The sequence below is a fragment of the Flavobacterium turcicum genome, assembly GCF_011365745.1.
GTDB classification, from domain to species: domain Bacteria; phylum Bacteroidota; class Bacteroidia; order Flavobacteriales; family Flavobacteriaceae; genus Flavobacterium; species Flavobacterium turcicum.
In genome coordinates this window covers 307483-333593 of record NZ_JAAOBY010000003.1, presented here as the reverse complement: position 1 = coordinate 333593, position 26111 = coordinate 307483, and the positions used below count along the sequence as shown (strand labels likewise).

At 31.9% G+C, this 26111-nt stretch carries 25 protein-coding genes and 1 tRNA gene; 22 read left to right on the top strand and 4 right to left on the bottom strand.

What is annotated here, in order from left to right; all coding sequences use genetic code 11:
- The first annotated feature begins 109 nt into the window (after window positions 1-109).
- The 20 genes from G9Q29_RS08255 (at window position 110) to G9Q29_RS08160 (ending at window position 19750) form a co-directional block, all read left to right on the top strand.
- On the top strand, window positions 110-568 hold the full coding sequence (locus tag G9Q29_RS08255; protein ID WP_166135529.1) for a hypothetical protein: 459 nt from the start codon (window positions 110-112) through the stop codon (window positions 566-568).
- Between the two features lie 168 nt (window positions 569-736).
- Window positions 737-1072 (top strand): hypothetical protein, encoded by a 336-nt coding sequence (locus tag G9Q29_RS08250; protein WP_166135526.1) that lies wholly within the window; start codon window positions 737-739, stop codon window positions 1070-1072.
- A 1090-nt stretch (window positions 1073-2162) separates the two neighbouring features.
- Window positions 2163-2960, top strand: a complete 798-nt coding sequence (locus G9Q29_RS08245; RefSeq protein WP_166135523.1) for a leucine-rich repeat domain-containing protein — start codon at window positions 2163-2165, stop codon at window positions 2958-2960.
- A 585-nt stretch (window positions 2961-3545) separates the two neighbouring features.
- Entirely contained in the window at window positions 3546-4220 is a 675-nt protein-coding gene (locus tag G9Q29_RS08240; RefSeq protein WP_166135520.1) for a hypothetical protein, read from the top strand.
- Between the two features lie 159 nt (window positions 4221-4379).
- Window positions 4380-5045 (top strand): hypothetical protein, encoded by a 666-nt coding sequence (locus G9Q29_RS08235; RefSeq protein WP_166135517.1) that lies wholly within the window; start codon window positions 4380-4382, stop codon window positions 5043-5045.
- Window positions 5046-5057: 12 nt separating this feature from the next.
- Entirely contained in the window at window positions 5058-5939 is an 882-nt protein-coding gene (locus G9Q29_RS08230; RefSeq protein ID WP_166135515.1) for a hypothetical protein, read from the top strand.
- 178 nt (window positions 5940-6117) lie between these two features.
- Window positions 6118-6876, top strand: coding sequence for a hypothetical protein (locus tag G9Q29_RS08225; RefSeq protein ID WP_166135512.1), 759 nt, complete (start codon window positions 6118-6120; stop codon window positions 6874-6876).
- A 694-nt stretch (window positions 6877-7570) separates the two neighbouring features.
- Window positions 7571-8338, top strand: a complete 768-nt coding sequence (locus G9Q29_RS08220) for a DUF1444 family protein (RefSeq protein WP_166135509.1) — start codon at window positions 7571-7573, stop codon at window positions 8336-8338.
- A gap of 169 nt (window positions 8339-8507) precedes the next feature.
- Window positions 8508-9008: a hypothetical protein gene (locus G9Q29_RS08215; protein WP_166135506.1), complete on the top strand. Its 501-nt coding sequence runs from the start codon at window positions 8508-8510 to the stop codon at window positions 9006-9008.
- A gap of 172 nt (window positions 9009-9180) precedes the next feature.
- Entirely contained in the window at window positions 9181-9381 is a 201-nt protein-coding gene (locus G9Q29_RS08210; RefSeq protein WP_166135504.1) for a hypothetical protein, read from the top strand.
- A gap of 425 nt (window positions 9382-9806) precedes the next feature.
- A complete protein-coding gene (locus G9Q29_RS08205) occupies window positions 9807-10100 on the top strand; it encodes a hypothetical protein (protein WP_166135501.1) in 294 nt (97 codons plus the stop codon).
- A gap of 230 nt (window positions 10101-10330) precedes the next feature.
- Window positions 10331-10678 carry a hypothetical protein gene (locus G9Q29_RS08200; protein ID WP_166135499.1) on the top strand — a complete coding sequence of 116 codons (348 nt, stop codon included), beginning with the start codon at window positions 10331-10333 and terminating at the stop codon, window positions 10676-10678.
- A 173-nt stretch (window positions 10679-10851) separates the two neighbouring features.
- Entirely contained in the window at window positions 10852-11556 is a 705-nt protein-coding gene (locus G9Q29_RS08195; protein WP_166135494.1) for a hypothetical protein, read from the top strand.
- 313 nt (window positions 11557-11869) lie between these two features.
- Entirely contained in the window at window positions 11870-12514 is a 645-nt protein-coding gene (locus G9Q29_RS08190) for a Pr6Pr family membrane protein (protein ID WP_225872912.1), read from the top strand.
- A 413-nt stretch (window positions 12515-12927) separates the two neighbouring features.
- Window positions 12928-14004 carry a ligand-binding sensor domain-containing protein gene (locus G9Q29_RS08185; RefSeq protein ID WP_166135491.1) on the top strand — a complete coding sequence of 359 codons (1077 nt, stop codon included), beginning with the start codon at window positions 12928-12930 and terminating at the stop codon, window positions 14002-14004.
- Window positions 14005-14240: 236 nt separating this feature from the next.
- Entirely contained in the window at window positions 14241-14654 is a 414-nt protein-coding gene (locus G9Q29_RS08180) for a DUF1801 domain-containing protein (RefSeq protein ID WP_166135488.1), read from the top strand.
- Between the two features lie 90 nt (window positions 14655-14744).
- Complete coding sequence (locus tag G9Q29_RS08175) at window positions 14745-16118, top strand: RCC1 domain-containing protein (RefSeq protein ID WP_166135485.1); 1374 nt, start codon at window positions 14745-14747, stop codon at window positions 16116-16118.
- A gap of 327 nt (window positions 16119-16445) precedes the next feature.
- On the top strand, window positions 16446-17669 hold the full coding sequence (locus tag G9Q29_RS08170; protein WP_166135482.1) for an autotransporter outer membrane beta-barrel domain-containing protein: 1224 nt from the start codon (window positions 16446-16448) through the stop codon (window positions 17667-17669).
- 371 nt (window positions 17670-18040) lie between these two features.
- On the top strand, window positions 18041-18619 hold the full coding sequence (locus tag G9Q29_RS08165) for an HNH endonuclease (protein WP_166135479.1): 579 nt from the start codon (window positions 18041-18043) through the stop codon (window positions 18617-18619).
- Between the two features lie 420 nt (window positions 18620-19039).
- On the top strand, window positions 19040-19750 hold the full coding sequence (locus tag G9Q29_RS08160) for a hypothetical protein (protein ID WP_166135476.1): 711 nt from the start codon (window positions 19040-19042) through the stop codon (window positions 19748-19750).
- 95 nt (window positions 19751-19845) lie between these two features.
- Here G9Q29_RS08160 and G9Q29_RS08155 read toward each other — a convergent pair.
- The 4 genes from G9Q29_RS08155 to G9Q29_RS08140 form a co-directional block, all read right to left on the bottom strand.
- Window positions 19846-19921 (bottom strand) — tRNA-His (locus G9Q29_RS08155).
- 74 nt (window positions 19922-19995) lie between these two features.
- Window positions 19996-20712 carry a bacillithiol biosynthesis deacetylase BshB1 gene (bshB1, locus tag G9Q29_RS08150; RefSeq protein ID WP_166135473.1) on the bottom strand — a complete coding sequence of 239 codons (717 nt, stop codon included), beginning with the start codon at window positions 20710-20712 and terminating at the stop codon, window positions 19996-19998.
- Window positions 20713-20759: 47 nt separating this feature from the next.
- On the bottom strand, window positions 20760-21851 hold the full coding sequence (locus tag G9Q29_RS08145; RefSeq protein WP_166135470.1) for a chorismate-binding protein: 1092 nt from the start codon (window positions 21849-21851) through the stop codon (window positions 20760-20762).
- The gene (locus G9Q29_RS08140) at window positions 21851-22288 is read right to left on the bottom strand and encodes a PaaI family thioesterase (protein ID WP_166135467.1); all 438 of its coding nucleotides are present in this window, start codon (window positions 22286-22288) and stop codon (window positions 21851-21853) included. Before G9Q29_RS08140 ends, G9Q29_RS08145 begins: the two co-directional genes overlap by 1 nt.
- A 118-nt stretch (window positions 22289-22406) precedes the next feature.
- Between G9Q29_RS08140 and G9Q29_RS08135 the strand changes: the two genes are divergently transcribed.
- Both G9Q29_RS08135 and G9Q29_RS08130 read left to right on the top strand, forming a co-directional pair.
- Complete coding sequence (locus tag G9Q29_RS08135; RefSeq protein WP_166135464.1) at window positions 22407-23936, top strand: right-handed parallel beta-helix repeat-containing protein; 1530 nt, start codon at window positions 22407-22409, stop codon at window positions 23934-23936.
- 95 nt (window positions 23937-24031) lie between these two features.
- The gene (locus tag G9Q29_RS08130) at window positions 24032-25870 is read left to right on the top strand and encodes an endonuclease (RefSeq protein WP_166135461.1); all 1839 of its coding nucleotides are present in this window, start codon (window positions 24032-24034) and stop codon (window positions 25868-25870) included.
- Window positions 25871-26111: the final 241 nt, after the last annotated feature.

Sequence of the window (26111 nt, the reverse complement as noted above, 5' to 3'; positions counted from 1 at the left end):
AAATTAAAAAATTTGGCTATTTTAGCTGGAATTAGTCAAGCGGTTAAAAGAAGGCACTTCGCATAGCCGCAAACGTTGTATGCTATGTTACCACAACAGAACTTAATAGATGAATTGGATAATTAGAAATACTAAAAAAATTAAATTTCATACTAATTTAATTGAAACTTTAAAACCTATTTTGGAGAATATAGAAAACTATAACTGGTTTTTATGTGATTTAGATTTTATGGCGGACAAATCTTTGCCGATAAATTTTGACGAGGATTATTTTAAATTAAACAATGAAGAGTTTCTAAAAATTGTTAATTCTGAAACTCAAATAATTTGGGGTGTAATATCAGCTGTTCCGAAAAATATTGAAATTGAAATTGATGAAAATAACTTGCCATTCGTTGAGGGAAATGAGTTGATATGGAAAAACGATAATTTTCAAGTTAAAAATTCAGAAATAGAAATAATTGCTTTTGATAGTTCATACACAATCGTAAAGTTTAAAAATCATATTTTATCTGAAAAGTTTAAAGCATACTTTGACGACGCAATTGAATTGGAGAAATTCAAATAAACACAGCATACAACAGGCGTTTGGCAAGATTGCGAATTTTGTAGTAAATACACGTTTATTTCTCGCAAGAAATTTTATCTTTAGCAGAAAATGATCAGTTCCGAAGTTCGCAACCTCGCCAAGCGCCGGAACGTTACCGGCAAGCTTAAAAAAACCCGCAGAAACATCATGGAATCTAGAATTATTTATGAATCTGACAAAACATATTTGAATACAATTCAGTGGCAAAAACCTGGAAATAATTCAGAAAGCGAATGGCAATATTTAAATCCAGAAAGTTTAACAGAAAGAGATTCCGAAAGAATCTTTAACATAAGTTTTGGTGGTGAAACTGTTTACATTGTTACTATTAGAAATGAATCTTCAGAAATTAGCAAAGCGAATTTTTTCTCAGAAATTAAAGCTTTGTATGGCAAAATGGAATTTAGAGTGTGGAATAATGAATTTGAAAGCGTTGTGGAATTTAAACTGGAAGTTTACCGAATTGGAAAAGCCAGCCGATAACAGCCGTCTCAAGCCATTGCGAATTCTCTCCTAAATTGACGCTTAAGTTTCGCAAGTTTATTTATCTTAGCCGAAACTAATCGCTTCCGAAGTTCGCAACGGCATGAGGCGGCGGGACGTTATATGCCACTTATCTGCGGCAGAAAAGTTAAATTCGTAGAACACCGCTTCTCCTCTACTTTTCGACTTTAAAACGCAACGGAATAATTTTGAAAAGCAGATACTGAAAAGCAGAAACTTAAAAGCAGAAACTTAAAAGCAGAAACCGAAAAGCAGGAACCGAAAATTTGAAACCGAAACGTGAAAAGTGAAAAATGAAAAATGAATCTTGAAAGCAGAAACCGAAAAGTGGAATCAGAAAAGTGGAATCTGAAAAGTAAAAACATGAAAATTGGTCAAGAAAAAGTTTAAGCGGCATATAACAGCCGTCTCAAGCCATTGCGAATTTTATCCTACAATTGACGCTTTCGTTTCGCAAGTTTATTTATCTTAGCCGAAACTAAACGGTCCCGAAGTTCGCAACAGCGTGAGGCGGCGGGACGTTAGTGGTCAGCAGCAGAAATTACGCAGGTCATATCAATTACACTTCACATTTGTCTTCCGCAAGATGTTTGATATTATTACTGGTTAAAGCTCTTCGAATTAAAAAAATCCATAATTGTTACTAAAAAAATTGAAACAAAACTTCGAAGCAAAACTTGGAAGCAAAACTTGGAAGCAAAACTTTGAAACGTAACTATGAAACGTAATTATGAAACGTAACTTTGAATCAGAACTTGGAATTAAAACTTCGAAGAGAAATTTTAAAGCAGACTTAGGATCAGAACTTGAATACAAACTTCGAAACGAAACTTTGAAGCAAAACTTTGAAGCGAAACTTTAAATCAGAACTAGAAACAGAAACTTGAAAAATAAAATGGTGATGCGGAATTTCTAAAACTGCCGAACCACTAACAGCCGTTTGGCGCCATTGCGGTTTCGGTGATTTTTTGGAAGCTTAAGTCTTAAATTAAAAATTTGTTTATATTTGTGAGAGTTTGGTGCTGAAAATCCGCAACAGCGCCAAGCGGCAAAACGTTAGCAACAATATATGGAAGACGTAGAAAATACAACAGATAGATACAAATTAAGTGAGTTTTATAAAGGAAAAGAATTTGAACCTACATATGTATTTGTCCAACAATTTGACGATAAAAAATTAAATTCAGAAAATATACATATTCATAGTTTATCTTTTTTATACGATACTTTAAAAACAAAAGGAAAATTAGAAATTCAAAAAAAATGGATTGATATTTTTCCTAAACTTGATGAAGTCAAAAGAATAAAAATCACTTTTGGAATTAATCAAGAATTATTTGATGCATTGAGTGAAATTCCAAATTTAGAGGAATTAATAATTGATTCATCAAAAATTACTGATTTGTCCCAATTGACCAAAATTAAAAAATTGAAGAGATTTGAAATCGATAGTTTTACTCAACTTAAAGATATTTCAATTTTAGAAAACATAAAATTACTTCAACTTAGAATTGAAAACTGTTTCAAAATAGAAAACTATGACATAATTGGCAATATAGAAAGTTTAATTGGGCTTGCATTATATGGCTATATTGTTGGACCAAAAAATCTGAAAATTGAAAGCTTGAAAATTTTTAAAAACCTTAAAAAATTAAAACACTTAGATTTGAGTTTTACTTCACTAATCGATAAAAGTTCTTTTAATTATCTTTTAGAAATTGACAACTTGGAAAGATTTGATTATACAGGAAATATAAAGTTTGAGATAGTTGAAAAAATAAAGAAGAATCATCCGAAATTAAAAGCTGGATTTTTTGTTGATTGGGATTATAAAAATAACCAAATATATGAAGGAAAATTTTGGTAAAGATTTATACTGTTGCTAACAGGCGTTTGGCAAGATTGCGAATTTTCTTCTAAATTGGCGCTTTCGCATCGCAAGTTTTTTTATCTTAGCCGAAAATAATTGGTCCCGAAGTTTGCAACGGCATGAGGCGGCGGGACGTTATGCGTGAGTTTTGGAATTTACGCAGACATTAAGAATTAGAAATAAAATTATCTTACCAGCAGAGTTTTTGAAAGCAGAAACTTGAACGCGAAACTTGAAAGCAGAAACTTGAAAGTGAAACTTGAGAGGGAAACTTGAGAGGGAAACTTGAGAGCGAAACCTGAAAGCAGAAACTTGAAAGTGAAACTTGAAAGCGAAACTTGAAAGCGAAACTTGGAAACTGAAATTTGAAAAGCATTAACCGGAAAAAAGATAGAAATAAGTTTTTCCAAAAAAATAAACCCACGCATAACAGCCGTCTCAAGCCATTGCGAATTTTCTACTAAATTGACGCTTATCGTTTCGCAAGTTTATTTATCTTAGCCGAAACTGATCGGGTCCGAAGTTCGCAACGGCATGAGGCGGCGGGACGTTAGTGGCTATATAAACCGAAATCGTTAGAAAATGGGAATATTTAATATTTTTAAAAGTAAAGACAAAATAAAACCTGAAAATTTGGCTAAAGAAAAAGTCAAAATAAATAATTCCATGGTGAATTTTGAATGTTATTATTTATTTGGTTTAACTGATAATCCAAATAGAGAATCTAAAGACACTAAATCATTTACAAATCTTTATGGAAATGTAATTGGAGAAAAAGGCGGAATAATAATTGGTAATTCATTTCACCCATATCAAATTGTTAATCCAAAAGGAACAACGGTTTGGCATGCTAGTTATGTAAAACTATATTTAAACGAAAACAAAGATGAAGTTTTTAATGCAATTATTGATGAAAACGCACAATTTCTAGTTGATTTAGGAACAACTTTTAAAGAAATAAATGTTTGGCCAGACACACGCTTAACATATGAAGAAAACCCAATTTTTAGTAAATACGTGCCATTTATTATTCCTTTTCTAGTTTATAAAAGTGAGGAGCAAACAAAATGGGATTTAGAACTGAATATTGAAATTGCATTAAATGGTCACGCAACGAATTACGTAAACTCGATAAATGAATTAACTAGATTTATTATGCCAGAACCTTCTTTTATAATAGGTTTTGATGAATTTGATGAAGAAAATCCTTCAAAATTAATAGAAAATTTTATTAATTGTAAATCAATGTTTGAATAAAAATACAGCCACTAACAGGCGTTTGGCAAGATTGCGAATTTTGTAGTAAATACACGTTTATTTCTCGCAAGAAATTTTATCTTTGATAGAAAATAATCGGTTCCGAAGTTCGCAACCTCGCCAAGCGCGGGAACGTTGGGCGTCACTTTAACGCAGAAAATGGAAAATCAACAAATTAATATGAAAGAAATAATTGACGGAAAAATAAATGATACTGAATACAATAATTCATCGTGTAAAATTCTGTGGATTTTGAAAGAAGCTAACATTTCAGCAGAAGACAAAGAAAAAGAAATTGATGTCTGTGAGGGTTTTCGAAATGATTGGCATAAAAAAAATGCGTTATCTGTACCTACATTTCGAAAGATGATATATGCAACTTATGGTATTTTAAATCCAACTGTTGAATGGGAAAATATACCTTATGCAAATCAAGAAGCTTATGAAGTAGTTCAGCAAATTGCATATATAAATATAAACAAATTACCAGCTGATTCATCCTCTGATGATTGGAAAATTAAAAAAGCATATAATGTTGGAAAAGATAAACTTCTAAAGCAAATCGAAGATTTAAACCCTAATATAATAATATTTGGGAATACACTTAAATTTTTTGAATTCGAAGATTTGTCAAAAATAGGTTGGGATATTTTAAACACAGAAAAAAAATACGCTGATGATAGTACTTATAATACAGCTTATTATACAATTTCTTCTAATAAATTATGTATTAATGCCTATCACCCATCATATCCTAAAATAGCTGACAAAACATATTGGAACGAAATAAGACAAACTTATATCAATTGGAAATCAAACAAATAACAAATATAAAAAATGAAAATATTAAAAATTACTATTGTTGGTTTGCTAATAACATTATGCTCTTGTTCCAAAATGGACACTAATAGCGGAAGTGGTAAAGTCAAAATATTTAAAGAAATAAATAATTGGATTGTAGACAAGACAACTTCTGAACCTACTTTGGATGAAAAAATTGAATTACAATTGGATTCAATCACTTCCCAAGTTAAAACACAATCATTATATCCAGATGAATTAGAAATGGAGATTATTACAACAACAAACATTGACCTAAATAAAATTGTTGATAAATATGTTACAGGTACTGAAACAGTCAAAAGTAAAAATTCTATAAGTGGATTGGCAATTGAATTCACTCATTTAAATGAAGAAACAAAAGCTAAATTATTAACTAAATTTAAAACAGACAATATTAGTTTTAGAGTGCTTGCATTAAGATTTAAAAATAGAATAACTGATAATCAAATTCAATTTGAATACCTTAATGTATTATTTGATCAAAATGGAGATTATAAACTTCTTGCAGACAGAACTGATCTCAGCGATATTTCATCTAAAGCTGAGCCAATAGCTGCTTTTTATATTGATGAATTTATTAAAACCATTTTAGTAGAAATGAATAGCGAAACTGTTGTTGATGAACCAAAAAAAGACAACAACATCACTTATTTAACCAATGAAGAGTTTGCTAATATTATGCCTTCAGGTAGGAAAGATTTTATGGAGCATAATTTAGAATGGATTGAAAAAACTCACAAAGAAGACACAGAAAAAATTAAAAAAGATGTGGATTTAAGTGCTTCGGATAAAGTAGAATATCTAAAAGAAATTGAAGACGATTATGCTAAAAGAATTGAAGGCGTAAAAAGAGACGGAGAATGTAGATTCAAGTAAAAAATGAAAAAAGCGAACGCCCAACAGCTGTTTTGATATAGTGGGGTTTTAGTGGAATTATCGTCTCGCATATACTTTTCTGCAAAGCAGAAAGTTGAAAGGTTACGAATTCCCCACCATCTCAAAGCAGCGACACGTTAGCCGTCAGTTTGACTGAACGTAATGAAAAACAATATCCATGAAAATACAAAATCTGATATATATTCTAATTCTAACTTTTACAATTAGCTGTTCAAATAATAAAGAAGCAGATATAAATGCATCAGTTGATAGTTTAATTAAAAAATTTCCTCTTTTAAAAAACACAAAAAAAACTTTCGGAAATGATTATAAACTTGTTAAAAGTGTCAAAAATGGAAAGTTTGATTTTGAAATTCAACTTCTTTCTGAACCTGATAGTATTCAAGGAAATCAAAAAATAATTGTTTTTATTAATTCAAAAAAAGAATGTTATTCAATTCCTTTTTTTTCTAATAAGTATAAAGATTATTGGAATTTTCCCTTTGACAAACAAATTCAAGATGTGCCAAAAGTTAATTCTACTTTTACTAAAGAGTTAAATAATGCTCTGAATAAGCTAACTGATAATGGAAATTCAAAAAAAGAAAATATTAACTACGAAATAATTAACGAACTCCTTTCATCCGTTTTGAACTGTAGAAATATAGAAGAGCGAGATAGTTTGCTTGTTTACAAAAGAATAAGTATGAATTTAGACATTCCTGTTGAGAAATCAGATTCAGCTTTTGTTAGACTACGAAAAAATTATGAATTAATGAAAAAGGAATGGCATCCGAAAAAATATCAAAATAATTACAACTGCTATCTCGACGAAAAAAATGCGAGAATCTATCAATTCAAATATGACCAAAACAGAAAGGAAATAAAAATTATAACATATAGACAAGATTATGGTTTTAGATATATGTATTTATAAAAAACCGAACGGCTAACAGGCGTTTGGCAAGATTGCGAATTTTGTGGTGAATTCACGTTTATTTCTCGCAAGAAATTTTATCTTTGATAGAAAATAATCGGTTCCGAAGTTCGCAACCTCGCCAAGCGCCGGAACGTTATATGCCACTTATCTGCGACAGAAAAGATAAATTCGTAGAGAATTGCTTCTACTCTACTTTTCGACTTAAAAACGCAACGGAATAATTTTGAAAAGCAGAAACCGAAAAGTGAAAACCGAAAACCGAAAAGTGAAAACCGAAAAGTGAAAACCGAAAAGTGAAAACTGAAAAGTAGAAACTGAAAAGCAGAAACTGAAAAGTGAAAACCGAAAAGTGGAATCTGAAAAGCAGAAACTGAAAAGCAGAAACTGAAAAGTGAAAACCGAAAAGTGAAAACCGAAAAGTGAAAACCGAAAAGTGGAATCTAAAAAGTGGAATCTAAAAAGTGGAATCTAAAAAGTTGAATCTGAAAATTGATCAAGAAAAAAATTTAAGCAGCATATAACAGCCGTCTCAAGCCATTGCGAATTTTGTGGTAAATTCACGTTTGCGTTTCGCAAGAAATATTATCTTAGTGGAAAATAAACAGTTACGAAGTTCGCAACGGCATGAGGCGGCGGGACGTTGGCGGTAATATTAGCCGAACGGAAACGAGAAAATATAATCTGAAAAAATATGCTTAACGAAATTGAATTTTCTACCGAGTTTGCAAAACGTCTTACTGAAAAAGTTGAAGGCATGAAAATATTTTCTATTAATGGTCTTGAAATCCAAACAGAATTTGAAAACTCAAACGAATACAAACATTTTCTGAATAATTGTTATTCTGAATATTTAAGAGAACCAGAAAATATTGAAGAAGTTTTTGAAAAATATTTAAATTCATCTGATAGTTTATACAAACCATACGGAACGATAAATATATCTGACATTTTACCAGTAATTAAAGATGAACGCTTCATTCAAAGTGTATTAGAAATAAACCCAAATTTTAAAAAAAATCACACCTACCAAAAGTATAATAGTGAACTTTATATTTTCTATGTCGAAGATACAGAAACACACATAAATTATTTAACTCAAGAAGATTTTGAAAAACTAAACATTGAAAAAAGTGAATTCAAAAAAATTGCCATAGAGAATTTGTCAAACTCAATCGAAATTGAAAGACACGGCGAAAATGGTTACTATATGTTATTAGCGGACGGAAATTATGAATCAAGTATGATTTTGCTTGACATTTGGAATGAAGAAAACTTTAAAGTTAAAGGTGAAATTGTAGTAGGAATTCCATCGCGCGATTTGTTAATTATTACAGGTAAAAATGACGCAGAAAATATTAAGAAACTTAAACAGACAATAAGCGAAATAAATGAAAATGGAGATCATTTAGTTTCTGAAAAGTTATTTGAATACAGAAACGGCAAATTTGAATCTATATAAAATACTACCGCCAACACACTTTTGGCGCAATTGCGAATTTTGTGGTAAGTTCACGTTCACGTTTCGCAAGAATTTTTATCTTTAACAGAAAATAATCAGTTCCGAAGTTCGCAACTGACTAGAAGCGGCGGAACGTTATGTCGCATATTAACCGAAAGAAAATAAAACATTGAAAACAAACTACTTATTAAGCGAAAATGATTTCAAAAAGTCAAGTATTGAATTGCTAAAAAAAAGATATATTTGGGGAATAATCTCGTTTTTTATTCTTTCTCTTTTAAGTAGCTATGGATCTGTTTATAAAGACTTTGACTTTGTTCGCTTTTTATTGATTTCTCTATATTATTTCTTCTTCTTTTTAATAGTTTTTTTAATTATTCCTGACTTAATAAAGGAATATAGAATTAAAAAAATCATAAAAAATCAACCAAATATGTTTGAATCTAAATATATTGAAATCAAAGAAAATGGAATTGAACTATCAAATATTGAAAATAGTAAAATAAAACATTATGAATGGAATACTATAAACAAGATAATGGAAACTAGTAATTACAATTTCATAGTTTTTAAAAACAAAACATCAATCATTTTAAAAAAAGAAGATGCTGAAAAAAATAAATTTATTGAAAAAATAAAAACCAAACTTACAAAGAAATACGCTTCATAACAGCCGTTTGACAAGATTGGGGTTTTAGGCTGAATTTAATAATGGTTTTGTATTTGGAAGATCTGGCAAATCCGAATAATGGGCTTAATTTAGTCCCAAACTGCTTGTAGCGCGGGAACGTTATATGCCATATTATGAAAACAGCAGTGAATTTAAAATCTGAGAACCAAAAATGGAAGAATTAATATCGACAATTGACGAAATAGTTAAATTTGGTTTATTTCCCAAACTTCGAGAAGAAAACAAAAATGAATTGCTGGAAAAAATCTTGTCAAAATTTATTCATTTTATTTTGAGTCGAATTATAAATATGATGGAAATGATTATCAAGAATTTGACATTAAAAAATTTCCGAATATTAGACGAAACATAGAAAGCAACTTTGAAAATTTTGGATTTTATAAAATTCTACTTGACTTAAATGATTTTGAAAACAAAACGGAGAATACTATTGGCGATGCAGTTGATGACTTATTTGACATTATAAAAGATTTGTTAGAAGTAAAATGGCGCATTGAAAATAATAGCTTAGCCGATGGACTTTGGTTTTTCAAATTTGTTTTCAGAAGTCATACTCAACAACATATTTTGGATTTGTTAAACTATATTAAACAAAAAGAAGAATAAATACGGCTTATAACAATCATTTAGCAAAACTGTGAATTTTCTAGCAAATACACTTTTACATTTCGCAAGAAATTTATAATGTAACTGAAAATCATCCGTTCCGAAGTTGGCCACTGACGAGAAGGCGTGAAACGTCAGCGGTGCCCTCACTAAAATCATAGAAAAGACAATATGCACAAAGTTTTTGAATATATAATGGAGATTATTGCATGGCTTCAAATTGTTGCTTCACCGCTTTTAATTGGTTTAGGAATCGCTGCATTTATATATTTTCCGAATCCGACAGAAACAAGAATGATTATTGCACTTCTTATCGCTGTATTGGGTTTAGTTACAGGAATAGTTTGGGCAAACAGAATATGGAAATCTAAAGGTACGATGTGGTTTGTTTCTCAAATTAGCGCGACACCAGACTTGGATAATTTATCCAGAAAAGAAACCGAAAAGATTAATGCCAACAAATGACAGCTAGTTTAACAGTTTTGCACATTTGTCTTAATTGAAATATTGGTTTGTTTTTGCAAAATTTGGCAAAGCCCAAAAATAGCGCCAATTCAGAACGAAACTACAAGCAGTATCGCAGTCATATCCATTAGGCGAGCGTACATTGGATAAACCAATAGTAGGCACGAAAATAAAATATAGTTTTTCTAAGTTTTAATTCTTAGATTTAGGTGGTCGTAAAACATTTTTATATGAAACTATTTATTCTAGCCCTTTTCACTTTCTTTAGTTTTAATGTTGTTGCAAAAGATGATATTAAAATAAGTTTTAAAAATGACTATAATGATGTTTATCATCTTTCTCTGATAATATTTACCCCAGATGGTAAAGGTCAAACAAGAGTGAGTAACATTGACCCCAATACTTCAAAAGATTATTATTTTCCAATTGGTACAGAAATTTATGTTGCTGACAATAAGCAGGAGGAATTTGCAATGAAAGGAAATGACATAAGAAAAACAGATGCAAAACCTTATCTAGTAATATCTAAATCTGACAACAATAAAATTATTTTGTTAACTAGTGTAAAATTAAAGTAAATTCACGTTTGTCATAACAATGCCCTGCACATAACAGCGGTTTCGGGCTATTTCTCATTATTGATGAATTAAACTTCTTTCTTCAAGAAAATATTTTATCTTGACCAAGAGAGAGAGTATTTTTCAGGAATTCAAACAGTTGTATAGTATCGGAATGTTAAACACAACATATTATGAAAAACTTTACGCTGACAATACTAATTGTAATGTATTCCAATTTTCTTTTCTCACAATCGAAAGATAAAAAACTAAATCTTACCAAAGATAGTGATACATTATATTGGAATAAATACAAAAATGATCTAATCAAAAAACATAACTTGGAAGATATTACAAATAAAAGTGATGAAATAAATTTTAAATTTTGGAGTTTCGGAAAGTGCATTGAAGTTATTAAAAACGATGCATTATCAATAGGAAATATAACCTACTTTGTAGATGAAGTTGACGATTTTTCAAAAAAACACTTTAAAAAGACGTTCAATCTAACAAATGAAACTGCAAAAGAGATAACTAATCTTATTGAAAAGACCAAAATAAATACAATACCGAGTGACAAATTTATAGAAGGATGGCAACAAGGTTTTGACGGAATAGAGTATATTTTTGAGTACAAAACTAAAACTGAATATTCCTTTAAAAATTATTGGACACCAACCGCACAGGAAAATATAGAAGAGGCGAAAAGAATTCAAAAATTTGTAGATGAACTTTATCAAATATGTGACTCTGAAAATCTATCCAAACAGTTTTCTAACGAAATACCTTTCAGAAGTTATTCATACAATGGAGGCTCAATCGTTGTGAGCAGAATTATGACAAAAGAAGAATATAGGAAGTTTAAAAAAGAAAAACGTAAAAGAAGAAGACAAAATTGATAAAAATAAAATCGCCTTACACCATTTCTTGCTATTGCGAATTTTGTGTTAATTTTACTCTTTATAATAAATTTATAATTCGAAAGAAATATTAAAAAATTTAAATCAATAAATATTTATTAAGACAACTAATTAAAAAACATCTCGAAACGGCAGTTCTAAGAACATAAAATTTTTGAGCTTACTTTCAAGTTTTTTATTACATTTATCTTTGATTATCAGTGATTCAAGTGAAGTTTGTAGATGTCAATGATTCAAACCTAAAAATACAGGATTATAAATACAATATTTAACTTTTAAAAATAAAGTAAGTATGGAAAATAACTCTAGACCAAATAAAGAACTTCGCCGAAAGTGGATGGATTCAATTGGTTTTTATTTAGGATGGTTTGCTATAATTGGGCAGTTCATTTTGATGTTACAAAATAGGCAAACTGCTATCTTGGAGACCATAGTTCGGTTTTTCAGTTTTTTCACAATTCTTACCAATATATTAGTCGCACTCTACTTTACAACAAGACTGCCAATTTTTGAAACAACAGCACTAACAAAATTTTATAAAAAAGGATCATTAACTGCATTAACGGTTTTTATTTTAGTAGTTGGTTTGGTATATCAAATTGTTTTGCGAAGCACATGGCACCCCACGGGTCTTCAAAAAATCATCGATGAACTATTACATTCAGTTATTCCAATTTTTGTTTTAGGCTACTGGTTTTTGTTTGCTAACAATTCCGATATGAAATTTAAAAATTCCAAAATTTGGCTTTGGTTCCCCCTACTCTATTTTGTTTTTGTGGTTGCAAGAGGCCATTTTTCAAAATTTTATCCTTATCCTTTTGTAGATGTCCCGGCGTTGGGTTATTACCAAGTTTTTATCAATTTTCTTATTGTGAGTGCTTTCTTTTTATTTATTTTGGGAACTTTACTTTTGATTGGTAGGTCTATTAAAAAATAGTAATACTTTTAGGTGAGAGAAGCACTTTATTCTATTAATTCATACAAAATGTGAAATTATTGTTTGATTGATTTTTAATATTCATATTATTGGCAAGTAAACCAAAAACCTATTTTTTAATTAAAAAAACTAAAACACCAATTTTATAAATCATTTTCCAAAAAGTGTTTTCGCAGATGTTGATTTAAAAAAAAGGCAAATTTGGTGGAACATACTACTTAATATTATATTTTTTTTTATTTTTAAAACACTGATTTTTATCAAAATAACAATATCTGTATTTTCACAAATTAAATCCTTCTCAAATCATCTAGTTTAATTGTTATGCGAAGTTATTTGCGTAAAATTAATTATTTTTATACCTAAATCTCAACTATAATCCGATAACAGATTCGGGATAGAAACTACCAAAAATGGATAAAAATTGTATAAAGTTAAGCGTTCTACTTCTAGGATTAATGTTTTTTCTAGTGTCATCTTGCAAAGAGCATGATCAAATAAAGGCAACAACTGTAGGTGAGCACGCTAAACTGATAAAAAAAAGAAGTCCTGGCAATGTGCAAACCAGCCTAGAAGATAAAAATGGAATGCTTTGGTTTGGGACTACAAACAATGGATTGTATCGTTATGATGGGACGAAATTTCATCAAATACTAAAAAACAATAAAGACAAAATAAATGCTATTTCCTGTCTATTTGAAGATCAAGATGGAGCAATTTGGATAGGTACCGAAAATGGACTTTTTGTGTACAAAGGAAAATCTTTCCAAAAAATCACGATTCCTCTTCCAGTCAATCAAGCTAAAAACAAGAATAAATATTACGGTAAATCAAAAGCTATCTTTAATATTATTCAAACTAAAGACAGAAAAATTTGGTTTGCTACTATAAATGGAGTTTTTACTTATGATGGAAAATCATTTACTCCTTTTGTGATTAACAAAAATGGAGGAGGTTACCTGAACACGAACAATAATATCGAATACATGTTAGAAGATAAATCCGGAAACATTTGGTTTGGAGGTCGAGGCAATGAAGGCGTATACCGTTATGATGGGAAATCGACCATACACTTAAAATTACAAGAATTGACACTACAATTTGGTACTCGTAAAGTGAATCACAATTGGGCTTGGCCACAATTACAAGATAAAAATAGAGATATTTGGTTCAGTAACTGGGCTGGAGTATATCGATACGACGGAGTAAAATTTACCAGTTTGACCAAGAAAGATGGCTTACCTGGTTACAACGGATTAGTCTCTAAAATTATTGAAGATAAAAATGGGATACTTTGGTTTGGAGGAGATGCTGGACTTTCCCGCTTTGATGGAAAAAAATTTACTAATTACAAAAAGGAATTAGCAAATCCTTGGATTTGGAGTATTTTAGAGGATAAACATGGAGCTCTTTGGGTAGGAACCCGAGACACTGGACTATACCTTTTTGATGGAACTACATTTTTCAATTACACACAAGAACGTAACTAGTTTGCTTTTTTTGAAATCAAAAACGAAAAACCCCAAACCATAACTTCAAAAACAGATTTTTCAAAAGGTATTAAAACTTAAATTTAGAAATCATAAATTTACGATTTTTCTTGTATTTTAATGCTTTCTATTTACATAAATAGCTATATTGCAGCCAGTAATCTCGTCTTATTTAAAGACTTAGATGCAGCAGTTACTTGAATTGTAAAAAATCACAAATACCAATTTACTAATTTATGGCAAAAGCAAACAAAACGACAGAAACAGAAGTCAATGTTACTGATTTTATCAATTTGTATGTTGATGATGACCAAAAAAAAATAGACAGTTTTCAACTAGTCGAACTAATGTCAAAATGGTCAGGAACAAAACCAAAAATGTGGGGGCCAACGATAATTGGCTTTGGCAACTATCATTACACATACGCTAGCGGCCATGAGGGAGAGTCTATGTTAATTGGATTTTCACCAAGAAAAGCAGCCTTTTCTTTATACGTGACTACAGAAACCCATGACAACCAAGAATTGTTAGACCAATTAGGGAAGTTCAAAATGGGTAAAGCTTGCATCTATGTCAAAAAATTAGCTGATATCAACATAGAAATTCTCGAACAAATTTGCTGCACAACAATAGAAAAAATAAAGCAATAACATTAAATCAAATATTTAATAAACAGCAAATAAAAGCTCATGCAGAATTTATTTAAATGCTCATGTGATTCCCAGAAAAATGCAAAAACTATGAAAAAATTTTATCTTTTAGTCCTACTTTTAATTTTTACAATTAATTCACAATCCCAATGTTGGAAATCAATAGCAGCTGGCGGGAATCATACTTTGGCACTAAAAAACGATGGTACCCTCTGGGCATGGGGTCTCAACGAAAGCTATCAATTAGGAGATGGAACAATAATTGCCAAAACTACACCAACACAAATTGGTATAGAGAATAACTGGGCCTACGTTTCAGCCGGATTTTATCAATCTTTTGCTATAAAAACTGATGGTACACTTTGGAGTTGGGGTCCAAATTTTTTGGGGTTAATTGGACAAGGTGAACTCCTGCGCTCAACAACTCCTAAACAAATAGGGACTGATAACAATTGGAAAACTGTTGCAGCTGGCTTACACCATAATTTTGCTATTAAAACAAATGGAACGCTCTGGGCTTGGGGACAAAACGACAACGGCACTCTTGGTGACGGAACATTAACAACACGTCTTTCACCTGTTCAAATAGGAACCGATACTGACTGGCAGCAAGTAAGTCCCGGATCAAATTTTTCTATTGCATTAAAAACTAATGGCTCTTTATGGGGTTGGGGCTCGGAAGAAGATGGTAAATTGGGAAATGATCCGATTTTAAATTACAAAACATTTAAATCACCAATATCTTTAAGTTCAGATACTAACTGGAAATCTGTAGCCACGGGAATAAATCACGCAATTGCTTTAAAAAGAGATGGTAGCATCTGGACTTGGGGAGATAATGTAGCAGGTCAAATTGGAAATGGTTCTCTAACTGATCAACTAAAAATTACACAACTTGGCACCGATACAAATTGGGTCAATATAGCTGCAGGAGCTTACTTTAATCTTGCTAATAAAAGTGATGGTACAGTTTGGGCTTGGGGCAGTAATACATCTGGTCAATTAGCTGATGGTTCTCAAAACATAGCACGTATCCCTATTAAAACAACCATCACAGGTACTATTTTACAAATCGCAGCAGGTGGATACCACGCTTTATACCTCAACGGAAATAATAAAGTATTGTCTTGGGGTTATGCCGAATTTGGTCAATTGGGCAATAGCACAGTACTTTTTGAGCTTGTCACACGTGAAGTTATCTGCAGTACTCTAAGCCTTAATGAATACGCTGATCAACAAGTTATCAAGATTTATCCAAATCCTACCAAAGATTTCTTAGAACTATATTTTTTAGAGAATGATCAAATTGAGAAGATATCCATTTTGGACATTTCAGGAAAGTTGATCCTTGAAAAAAGTTCAAACGTTAAAACAATTGATGTTCAAAAACTTCAAAAAGGTATCTATTTACTACAAGTAAAAACAGCAAAAAAAACAATGACTTATAAATTCGTAAAAGAATAGTAAATCAGACTATTTATCACCAGGTTATTAAGTAGTCATTTAACTTTAAATTAGGCCTATGAAGAGGATCATTATCAGTAATTATAATCCTTTTACGGACAGACTCAAAAATAGTAATTCTGAAAGTAATGACTAATGGTACGATGAATGATAATGAAATTTCTTTGAAACATACATTTTTATCCCATTATCAACCGAAGTTTCTTATAAAATAATATATCTTCGCAAAATCACTAAAGTTCTTAAGTAAACATCATGCTGGGAATTTTGTGTGATAACGATACACAAAATAGTATTAAAAAAAAATTAAAAAAGAACTTTAAAAAAATGAAAAAACAACTCTTAATTCTACTAATCAGCTTTCTAAGTCTTAATTCTTTTGCACAAGTCGTTTTCGAGAAAGGCTATATTATTAACAACAAAGATCAAAAAGTTGAATGTTTGATACTAAATATTGATTGGAAAAACAATCCTACAGAATTTGATTATAAATTAAATGAAAATAGTGAACCTATTAAGGGCACTCTTGGTCAAGTAAAAGAATTTGGGATAGTCAATGCATTTAAATACATCAGAAGAGACGTTAAAATTGATAGATCTGGAACTACTGTCGATAATTTGAGTAATGATAAAGATCCAAAATTTAATGATGAACAACTCTTTTTAAAAGCTTTGGTAGAGGGAAAAGCAAATTTATACGAATATTCAGATCGTAGCATCAAAAGGTATTTTTACAACAAAGGCGACAATACCATCGAGCAACTGGTTTACAAAACATATTTGGTAACAGATAGTGATGTTGCAAAAAACAATAAATTTAGACAGCAATTATGGATGGATTTGCAATGTCAAAACATTACATTGAGCGACGTGGAGAAAGTGGAATATAAAAAGAAAGACTTAATAAAATTTTTCACAAAGTACGCCGAGTGTTTTAATGATGGTGTGGTAAATTTTGCTCCTAAAGAAAAGAAAGACCTTTTCAATCTCACGCTAAGACCTCGAATCAACAATTCGTCATTAACAATTGACAATTCAAGTTCTAAACAACGAAACACTGATTTTGGTAGCAAAACCGGTTTTGGATTTGGACTTGAAGCAGAATACATTTTACCATTTAATAAAAACAAGTGGTCTATTGCCATTGAACCAACTTTTCAAAATTTTAAAGCTCAAAAAACCAGTAATGTTACTGATGTTAGCGGAGGTGTTCAAAACGTAAGTGTTGATTATAGTTCAATTGAAATTCCACTTACGTTCAGACATTATTTCTTTTTAAATAAAAATTCTAAATTGTTCTTAAATGCATCTTACATAATTGATTTATCATCAAAATCTACAGTTGAATTTACCCGCAACGATGGCTCTACGTTTAATACACTTGATCTTAAGTCCAGAAATAATCCCGCATTAGGTTTGGGTTTCAAACAAAATGATAAGTTTAGCGTCGAATTAAGATACCAAACTACAAGAGAGATTTTAGGAAACTATGTCTTCTGGAACTCAAACTATAAAACAGTTTCATTTATTTTTGGATATTCTTTCTTTTAGATCACTTAAACATACTTGACACTAAAATAAGGCATCTGCAAAATAAATTTTCATGAATTTATTTTGCAGATGCTTTTTTTATTACTAGCACTTTACAATCATAGCACAATAGCACCTATTTTACATTGATCACCATAGATTATTGCGATAATTTGCAGACCAAAACATCTTACGCACCTACCATTCAGGAGAATTATACTTTAAATAGCTTACAACTTGTGTTCTTTGAAAAAATACCTATCTTTACATCTAGTTACAAACCTTATAGTTCGCTTCGTGTCGGACTACCTGCACAGCAGTAGCACACCCTTTGCGAATTAAAAGGACGAACAATTGATAAACATTTGGTCACCTTAAATACCACTTAAAAGATGATTAGACTTTACCCTATGGAGGAGTTTCGAGAAATCGAAATAGACTATCCTTTGCGCAAGCGTTACGCCGTATCTAACAGAGGGCGTTTAATGAGTTTCACCGAGTCATTCTCAGATGGACAAATCCTAAATGGAGGCATGTCGAGCGGCTACAACACATTGCGATACAAAACTAATAAGAAAGGCAAAATTGTTGAAAAAGGTATCTTATTATACCGTGTCATTGCTGAACTCTTTATTCCTAAACCCTCGGAAGAACATATCCATGTTATTCATTTAGACTTTTCTCGAGATAACGACCGTGTTAACAATTTGCGATGGGCAACGCCTGAGGAAATGATGGCGCATCGCAACAAAAATCCGAAAGTACAGGGAATCGTTGATAAAGTACGTGAAACAAAACAAAAATCTGATGGAAGAAAGCTTACCATTACACAAGTTATTCGTTTGAAAAAAATATTAAACGATCCAAGTCGTAAAACTAGAGCCAAAATACTTGCCAAACAATTTGGAATTAGCGAAATGCAAGTCAGTCGCATAAAAAGCGGTGAAAATTGGGGACACATCAAAGTATAAAATAAGAACAATTTTACTTGTTTGTTTTTTGAAAAATAAATAAGCGCAAAGTAACGAAGCGTTGTAAAATTTGTACTAAAAACCTCTTTTCACGAAATTAATTTGAAAATCAATATATTAGTTGATTTTGAATAAAAATGACAACTCACCAATAAATTTTACAAATCAGAATTAGTAAATACATCAACACTTTAAACAGGTCGTAAGCCTTCCCATTTTTAAAGAAAGGGAAGGCTTCTGTTTTTTAATTAATGAAAACAAAAGATCAACTTCAATCCTAATCCTGCCTTCGCTGTAAAATCTTAAGTATTAAAAATTAACTTCATTTGTTAAGCAAAAACAATAATTAGTATATTTACCTGTAATTAAACTACTTACACTTTTAAAATATCCTGAATTATGAATTAAAACAAAATTAAGATGAGAAAAATTATTTTTTTAATACTCCTATTTGGTGTATCAAATAAGATCCTAGCACAACCAGATTGGTTCCATATCTACACAGATTCAACCGCGATAGTATTAGACGGAAATTCAATTACTACACAATTCATTAAGGATGTGAAGAAGATTAACCCAAAAATCAATTTTGATGTAAAAGCAGTGTTGAATACAACGCCGTACTTAATATATTATGACGGCTCTGGTCCTGAAAAAACGGCTAATATGCCACTTTGGAGTCAGGTAATCTCACCGATAAAACAATTTTTTTATGAAATGGCAGGTGATGAAGTTCAGGGAAAGCTTGCTTTTGGTTATTTTTTTAATGGCTTTTACCTTCCTCATGAATTAGCGCACGCGTTACAAGATGTAAAAGAAGGAAATCAAAACGGATCCTATAAAAATGAATTGTTTGCAAATACTTTAGCCATTTTATGGTGGAGAAAACAAGGAAGAGAAAAAGAACTAAAACTTTGTTACGAAAGTGCTAAAAAAATGTGGCAAAAGCTGCCTAACCCTATTCCTACTAACTCTACTATTGAAGATTTTTTTAATCAAAATTACGAACAAGCTTCGCAAGATCCTTCGGTGTATGGATACATGCAATTTAAACAATTTATACAGGTGTATGAAGATAAGACCCTTTCTAGTTTTGACGAATTCGTTAGAAATTATTTATCTCAAAAGTAAATTAAAACGTTTATTAACAAATTTAGTAATGTTTTTATTTGTTTGGGTATAAAGCACAAAAAAAGCCTTGAATTTCTTCAAGGCTTTTGCTTTCTGGGTGGAAGACGGGGCTCGAACCCGCGACCCTCGGTACCACAAACCGATGCTCTAACCAACTGAGCTACAACCACCATTTGCTTAGCGGTGGCAAAGATACAACTAAAGTTGAGTTGTGCAAAGGTTTTTTGAAAAAAAATTCAATAAATTTAACGCAAATCCCCTAAACTATTGACAGCCAAATACCTTTCTACTGTAAAACCTTCAGCATATTCTACGCCTGTTAACCTGCCTAAATCTCTGGAGCGGTAACTGAGGCTTTCTAAGAAATTTTTACTTGAAATTGGAGATTCTGGTTCATTTGATTCCGGGTCATAAAATTGTGTTCGGTAAGCTAAAATAGAAGCGATTTTCTTTTCATTAAAACCAGTAATATCAACTACAAAGTCGGGCTCAATATTTTTCCATTGCAAATAATGGTAGACTACTTTAGGTCGCCAAGTCAACTGTTTTTCACCATCGAGCTCTGTTTCTATTTTAATCAAGCCCGACAAAAAGCAAGCATCTGAAACTAATTTGCTCCCTTTTGCATGATCAATATGTCGGTCATCAATTGCATTGCAAAGCACAATTTCTGGCTGGTACTTTCGAATCATTTTAATAATCTCGCGTTGGTGTTTTTCGTCATTTACAAAAAAACCATCGCGCATTTTCAAATTCTCTCTCACGCTCACTCCTAAAATTGTAGCTGCAGCACTTGCTTCTTGATCTCTAGTTTCGGCTGTACCACGCGTGCCTAGTTCGCCACGAGTCAAATCAACAATACCAACCTTTTTACCCAAAGAAATTTCTTTTAATATAGTTCCTGCGCAACCTAATTCCACATCATCAGGGTGTGCTCCAAATGCTAAAATATCTAATTTCATTCTTTTTATTTTTATTTATTACTTCGGTACCAATTGACCTACTTTCATTAACTAAAAACCTTTTTCATAGTCGATGATTTATTGACACTCTCCTCCCATTCTTTCGCAGGAATACTATCTTTAGTGACTCCACAACCCATATACAATTGCACTTTAACATCCGATGTATTTTGTTGAACATCTTGCTGAATATCAATTTGCATGCATCGTAAATTGACAAACAAATCAGAGTCTTTTCTTTCTTCACCAAAAGTAACATTTAACTCTCCCAAAAAACCAGTATAAAATTGTCTATCATAGTTTTCATTCTCTAAAATAAATTGCTTAGCTGCCGTGGTTGGTAAACCACAAACTGCTGGTGTAGGATGCAGCAAATTGACTAAATCTCGAATTTTAGTTGTAGCGCCTAACTGTCCTGAAACAACTGTTTTAATATGCCATATTGCACCTGCTTGAATGCTAAATGGAGGAGTAACATTTAATTTCTCCGTAACAGGTTTCAATTTAGATAGTAAAAAATCGGTCACAAATTGCTGCTCTTCTTGCTCTTTCAATCCCCAATTAACTACCTCAATACTAGTTGCTTTTTGAGTTCCAGCTAATGAAATAGTTTCAAATGTGGTCCCGCGAATTTGCAACAATTGTTCAGGAGTTGCTCCCATCCAAAGTCCTACCTGCGGATGGTAAAAACAATAAACACAAGTAGCAGGATACAAATTAACCAATTTTTCAAAAACTTCAAATAAGTCAAAGTCATTAATAGTAATAGTTTCTACTCGTGATAACACTACCTTCTCTAGCGCACCTTGTTGAATCTTAACAACCGCTTTTTGAACCAAATTTTGAAAAAATTCTTGATCTTGCTTAGACGCGTTTGAAAAATGAGATCCATCAGAAAGTATTGTTTTTGGCACGAATGGTATTGTAAGTACTTCAGCAGCTTCTTCCGGTATCAAATGCTTTTTAGAACCATCAAAAGATGCAAATACAAAACCATTTTCCGTAAAGTCAGCAACTTGATACAAATGATCGTCTTTTTGAAAAAAGCCAATTACCTCATCACTTTGAGGCTTATGATATAAAACAAAAGGTAAATTAGCCTGCCTTTGTTCTAGAGCTCTACGCAGTAGGTTTTCCATTATTTTTCTTCACTTTTTCTTTTCGGGAGAATCATATTTGTAAGCTTACACAAAGAAATTAATTGATCGCGTTCGTCTGTAATTTTTATTTCCCATAAGTGAATACTTCTTCCCTTATGCACACATCTTGCCGTTGCCGTCACCATTCCGTCGCGCTTAGCTTTTAAATGGTTGGCAGCAATTTCAATTCCTCGAACTTCGCTTACTTCTGAGTTAACAAATAGCATCGAGGCTGCACTACCAACACTTTCAGCCAAGGCAACTGACGCACCACCGTGAAGTAATCCCATCGGTTGATGCACATGAGGTGTAACAGGCATGGTGGCAACCAAGAAATCTTCACCAGCATCCGTGTAAACGATGTTAAGTGTTTCCATCAAAGTGTTTTTTGAAACATGATTGCACCAATGCAGTATTTTTTCTTTATCAAAAGTCATTTTAGTATATTTTTTTAAAGTGTAAAATTAACGAAAAGAAGAGAGACAATACGGATATTGTGATTGTAATTCTGATTTCGAAAATAGTTTTTCCTTATTTTTACCAAAAAAAGAAGCCATGCGCCTTAGAGTACTTTTGATTTTCATCGGAATTGTTGCCAGTTTGTCCGCTTGTAGAACTGATTTTGAAACTGTTGCTAGTACTGGCGAACTTGAATTTTCAAGAGATACAGTGTATTTGGACACCGTTTTTTCTAATATTGGATCAAGTACTTACCAATTAAAAGTGTACAACAGAAGTAAAAAAGACATTACGATTCCAATGGTACAATTGGGCAAAGGTTTGAATTCAAAATACCGCATGACTGTTGATGGAATGCAAGGCAACAATGGTAAAATTTTTACAGATGTTACGCTTTTAGCAAAAGACAGTATGTTTATTTTTATCGAAACAACTGCCTCTATTAAAGATGCAAATCCGTCCGATTTTTTATACACCGATTTCATTCAATTTGATAGTGGCGAAAATCTACAAAAAGTAGAACTCGTTACCTTGATTCAAGATGCTGTTTTTTTATATCCACAACGTTTTGCTGATGGTACAACCGAAACATTACCAATTGGTTCAGATAAAATTGAGGGATTTTATCTAGATGAAAACGATCCTATCAATGGTAATGAACTCATTTTTACAAATAAAAAACCTTACGTTATTTATGGTTATGCAGCGGTACCACCCAGTAAAACAGTCCTTTTTCAAGCGGGTAGTCGCGTACATTTTCATGCGAACTCCGGTATAATAGTAGCAAATAAAGCCTCAATTTTGGTTGATGGAAAAACCTCTTTGACACCACAATTAGAGAACGAAGTAATTTTTGAAGGCGATCGATTAGAACCCGAATTTGATAATATTCCTGGGCAATGGGGAACAATCTGGCTTACTGATGGCAGTACAAATAATAGTATTAATCATTTGACTATTAAAAATGCTACAATCGGCTTACTCATTCAAAACAATGATAACACGACCGTTCAACTCAAAAATAGTCAAATTTACAATAATAGTAATTTTGGGATTTTGGCACAAACTGCCAAAATTAATGCCGAAAATCTTGTTGTAAACACAGCAGGAACTGCAAGTGTAGCGTGTACCTACGGAGGAGACTATACCTTTACCCATTGCACGATTAATAATAATTGGAATAGCTCTGAACAATTAGCGTTACTCATAAGTAATAATTTACAAGGAGCCGTGCCAGAAGTTAAAAACCTAACTAAAGCAATTTTCAACAACTGTATCATTTTCGGTCCTTACAACACAGAGATGAGTTTGAACAAGAAAGAAGGTGCCGCATTCGAATACCAATTTAATAGTTGTTTGATAAAGTTTGACATTAACTCTACTCAAGTACAAAATAATCCATTATATCAATTCAATTCTGATCCAACACATTACACATCAATTCTATTAAATAAAGATCCTTTATTTTTTAATGTTGGACAAAACAAGCTAAACATTGATGAAAAATCAGCTGCTTTTGGTAAAGGAAACTCTTTATTTGTGGTGCCTCAGGACATTTTAGGATTTAGCCGTAGTTTGCCACCAGACTTAGGTGCCTATCAAAACAAACCTTTTCCAAAAACGTAAAACCGTAAAAAACTGAAATTTAAAGATTTCATAACGTTTGAAAATCAACGGAAAAAACTATTTTTGTCCACGAAAATTTTCCAAAACAAACAAAAATGAAACAACTTTACAAATTTCTATTTTTATTTATTTGCACTTCAGTTTTAGCACAAGCCCCCGCAGGATACTATTCTACTGCAACGGGAACAGGCTATACTTTAAAAACGCAATTGTACAACATTATTAAAGGACATACAACGCTATCTTACGGGGATTTGTATGTAACCTACGAAACATCTGACGTTGACAACTTTTTTGAAAAAGATGGTTCGGTATTAGACATGTATTCTGAAAATCCAGCCGGAGTCGATCCTTATAATTATGCTATTACAGCAACAAAAAGGTGCGGAAACTACTCTGTTGAAGGAGATTGCTATAACAGAGAACATATTATTCCACAGTCAATTTTTAATGAACAATCTCCAATGGTATCTGATGCTCATTTTATCACTCCAACAGATGGTAAGGTAAACGGAATTCGTTCTAATTTCCCACATGCCAATGTAACAGTTGTTAGTGAAATCACCCGCAACGGAAGTAAGCTTGGAACTGGTTCAATAGCCGGATATACTGGACAAGTTTTTGAACCAATTGATGAATTTAAAGGTGATATTGCAAGGATGTATTTCTATTTTGCAACACGATATGAAAATACAGTTGCAGGCTATAACTACCCTATGTTTAACAATTCTACAGGAAAGGTTTTTACTGATAGCTTTTTAGCACAATTAATTACTTGGCACAACCAAGATCCTGTAAGTGAGAGAGAAATTGCCAGAAACAATGCTATTTATGCAAGACAAAACAATCGCAACCCTTACATTGACAATCCTAGCTATGTTGCTGCCGTTTGGACAACCGAGCCAGCAGATACGCAAGCACCAACAGCTGTAAATAATTTAACCGTAAGTACAACAAGTTCAAATGCAATAACACTAACTTGGACAGCCGCCACAGATAATGTTGCTGTAACCACTTATGATGTTTACATGAATGGTTCATTAAAAACTACGACAAAAGAGCTAACAACTGTTGTAACAGGCTTAGTAGCTTCTACAACATACACTTTTTATATCATTACTCGTGATGATGCAAGAAACTCATCTGTTGCCAGTACAAATGTAGAAGGAACAACAACTGCAGCATCCACAGGCGGAGCTGGTGCAAAAGAACTTTTCTTTTCAGAGTATGTAGAAGGAAGCAGCTTCAATAAAGCTATAGAAATTGCAAATTTCACAGGAGCAGCAATAGACTTAACTGGTTATTCAATCAGAAAACAAACAAATGGTGCCGGACCATGGACTACTGGACTCAACTTAACTGGTACATTAAATACTGGTGCTGTATTTGTATTAGTAGATCCGCAAATGGCAACAACCTGCTATCCAGTCACTAGTGCAAATTTATCATCTGCACAAGAATCGTTTAATGGGGATGATCCAATGGGATTGTTCAAAAATGGGGTATTGATTGATATTATTGGTACTTTTAATGGGGGTACAGCTAAGTTTGGTGAAAATGTTACTTTAAGGAGAAAAGCAAGCATTACTGCTCCAAATACAACTTTTGACAAAACAGCAGAATGGGATTCATTTGCTAGTAACACTTGTGATGGACTTGGAGCACATGCTATTTCAAATCTTTCAAGTCCTGATTTTGAAAAAAACGGCTTTACAATGTATCCAAATCCTTCAAATGGAAATGTGAAAATCAATTTTGAAAACTCAAACGAAAAACATACAGTTCAAGTTTTCTCACTAATCGGACAAAAAGTTTTTGAAAAAGATTTTGATAATACCAACACAGCATCAATTGGTAATTTAAGTAATGGTGTTTATCTAGTAAAAGTATCATCCGAAACAGCTACAGTAACCAAAAAATTGATTGTAAATTAAATTTTACGATGAAAAACGTATCAAGCGGCACAATGTGCCGCTTTTTTTTGCGCTTTACTTTAATGCAAAATAAGATTTGTTTAATTTTTTTAGCTAAATTCTTATTTTATTAAGAAAAAAATTCAATAATCAATGATTAAATTCACATTAACTTAACATTAGGAACTCTTTAAGTTTTAAATTTGCTGCGGATTACAAACATCATTGTAAGTAAAAACGAAAAGCAAATTTTAACAAAAAC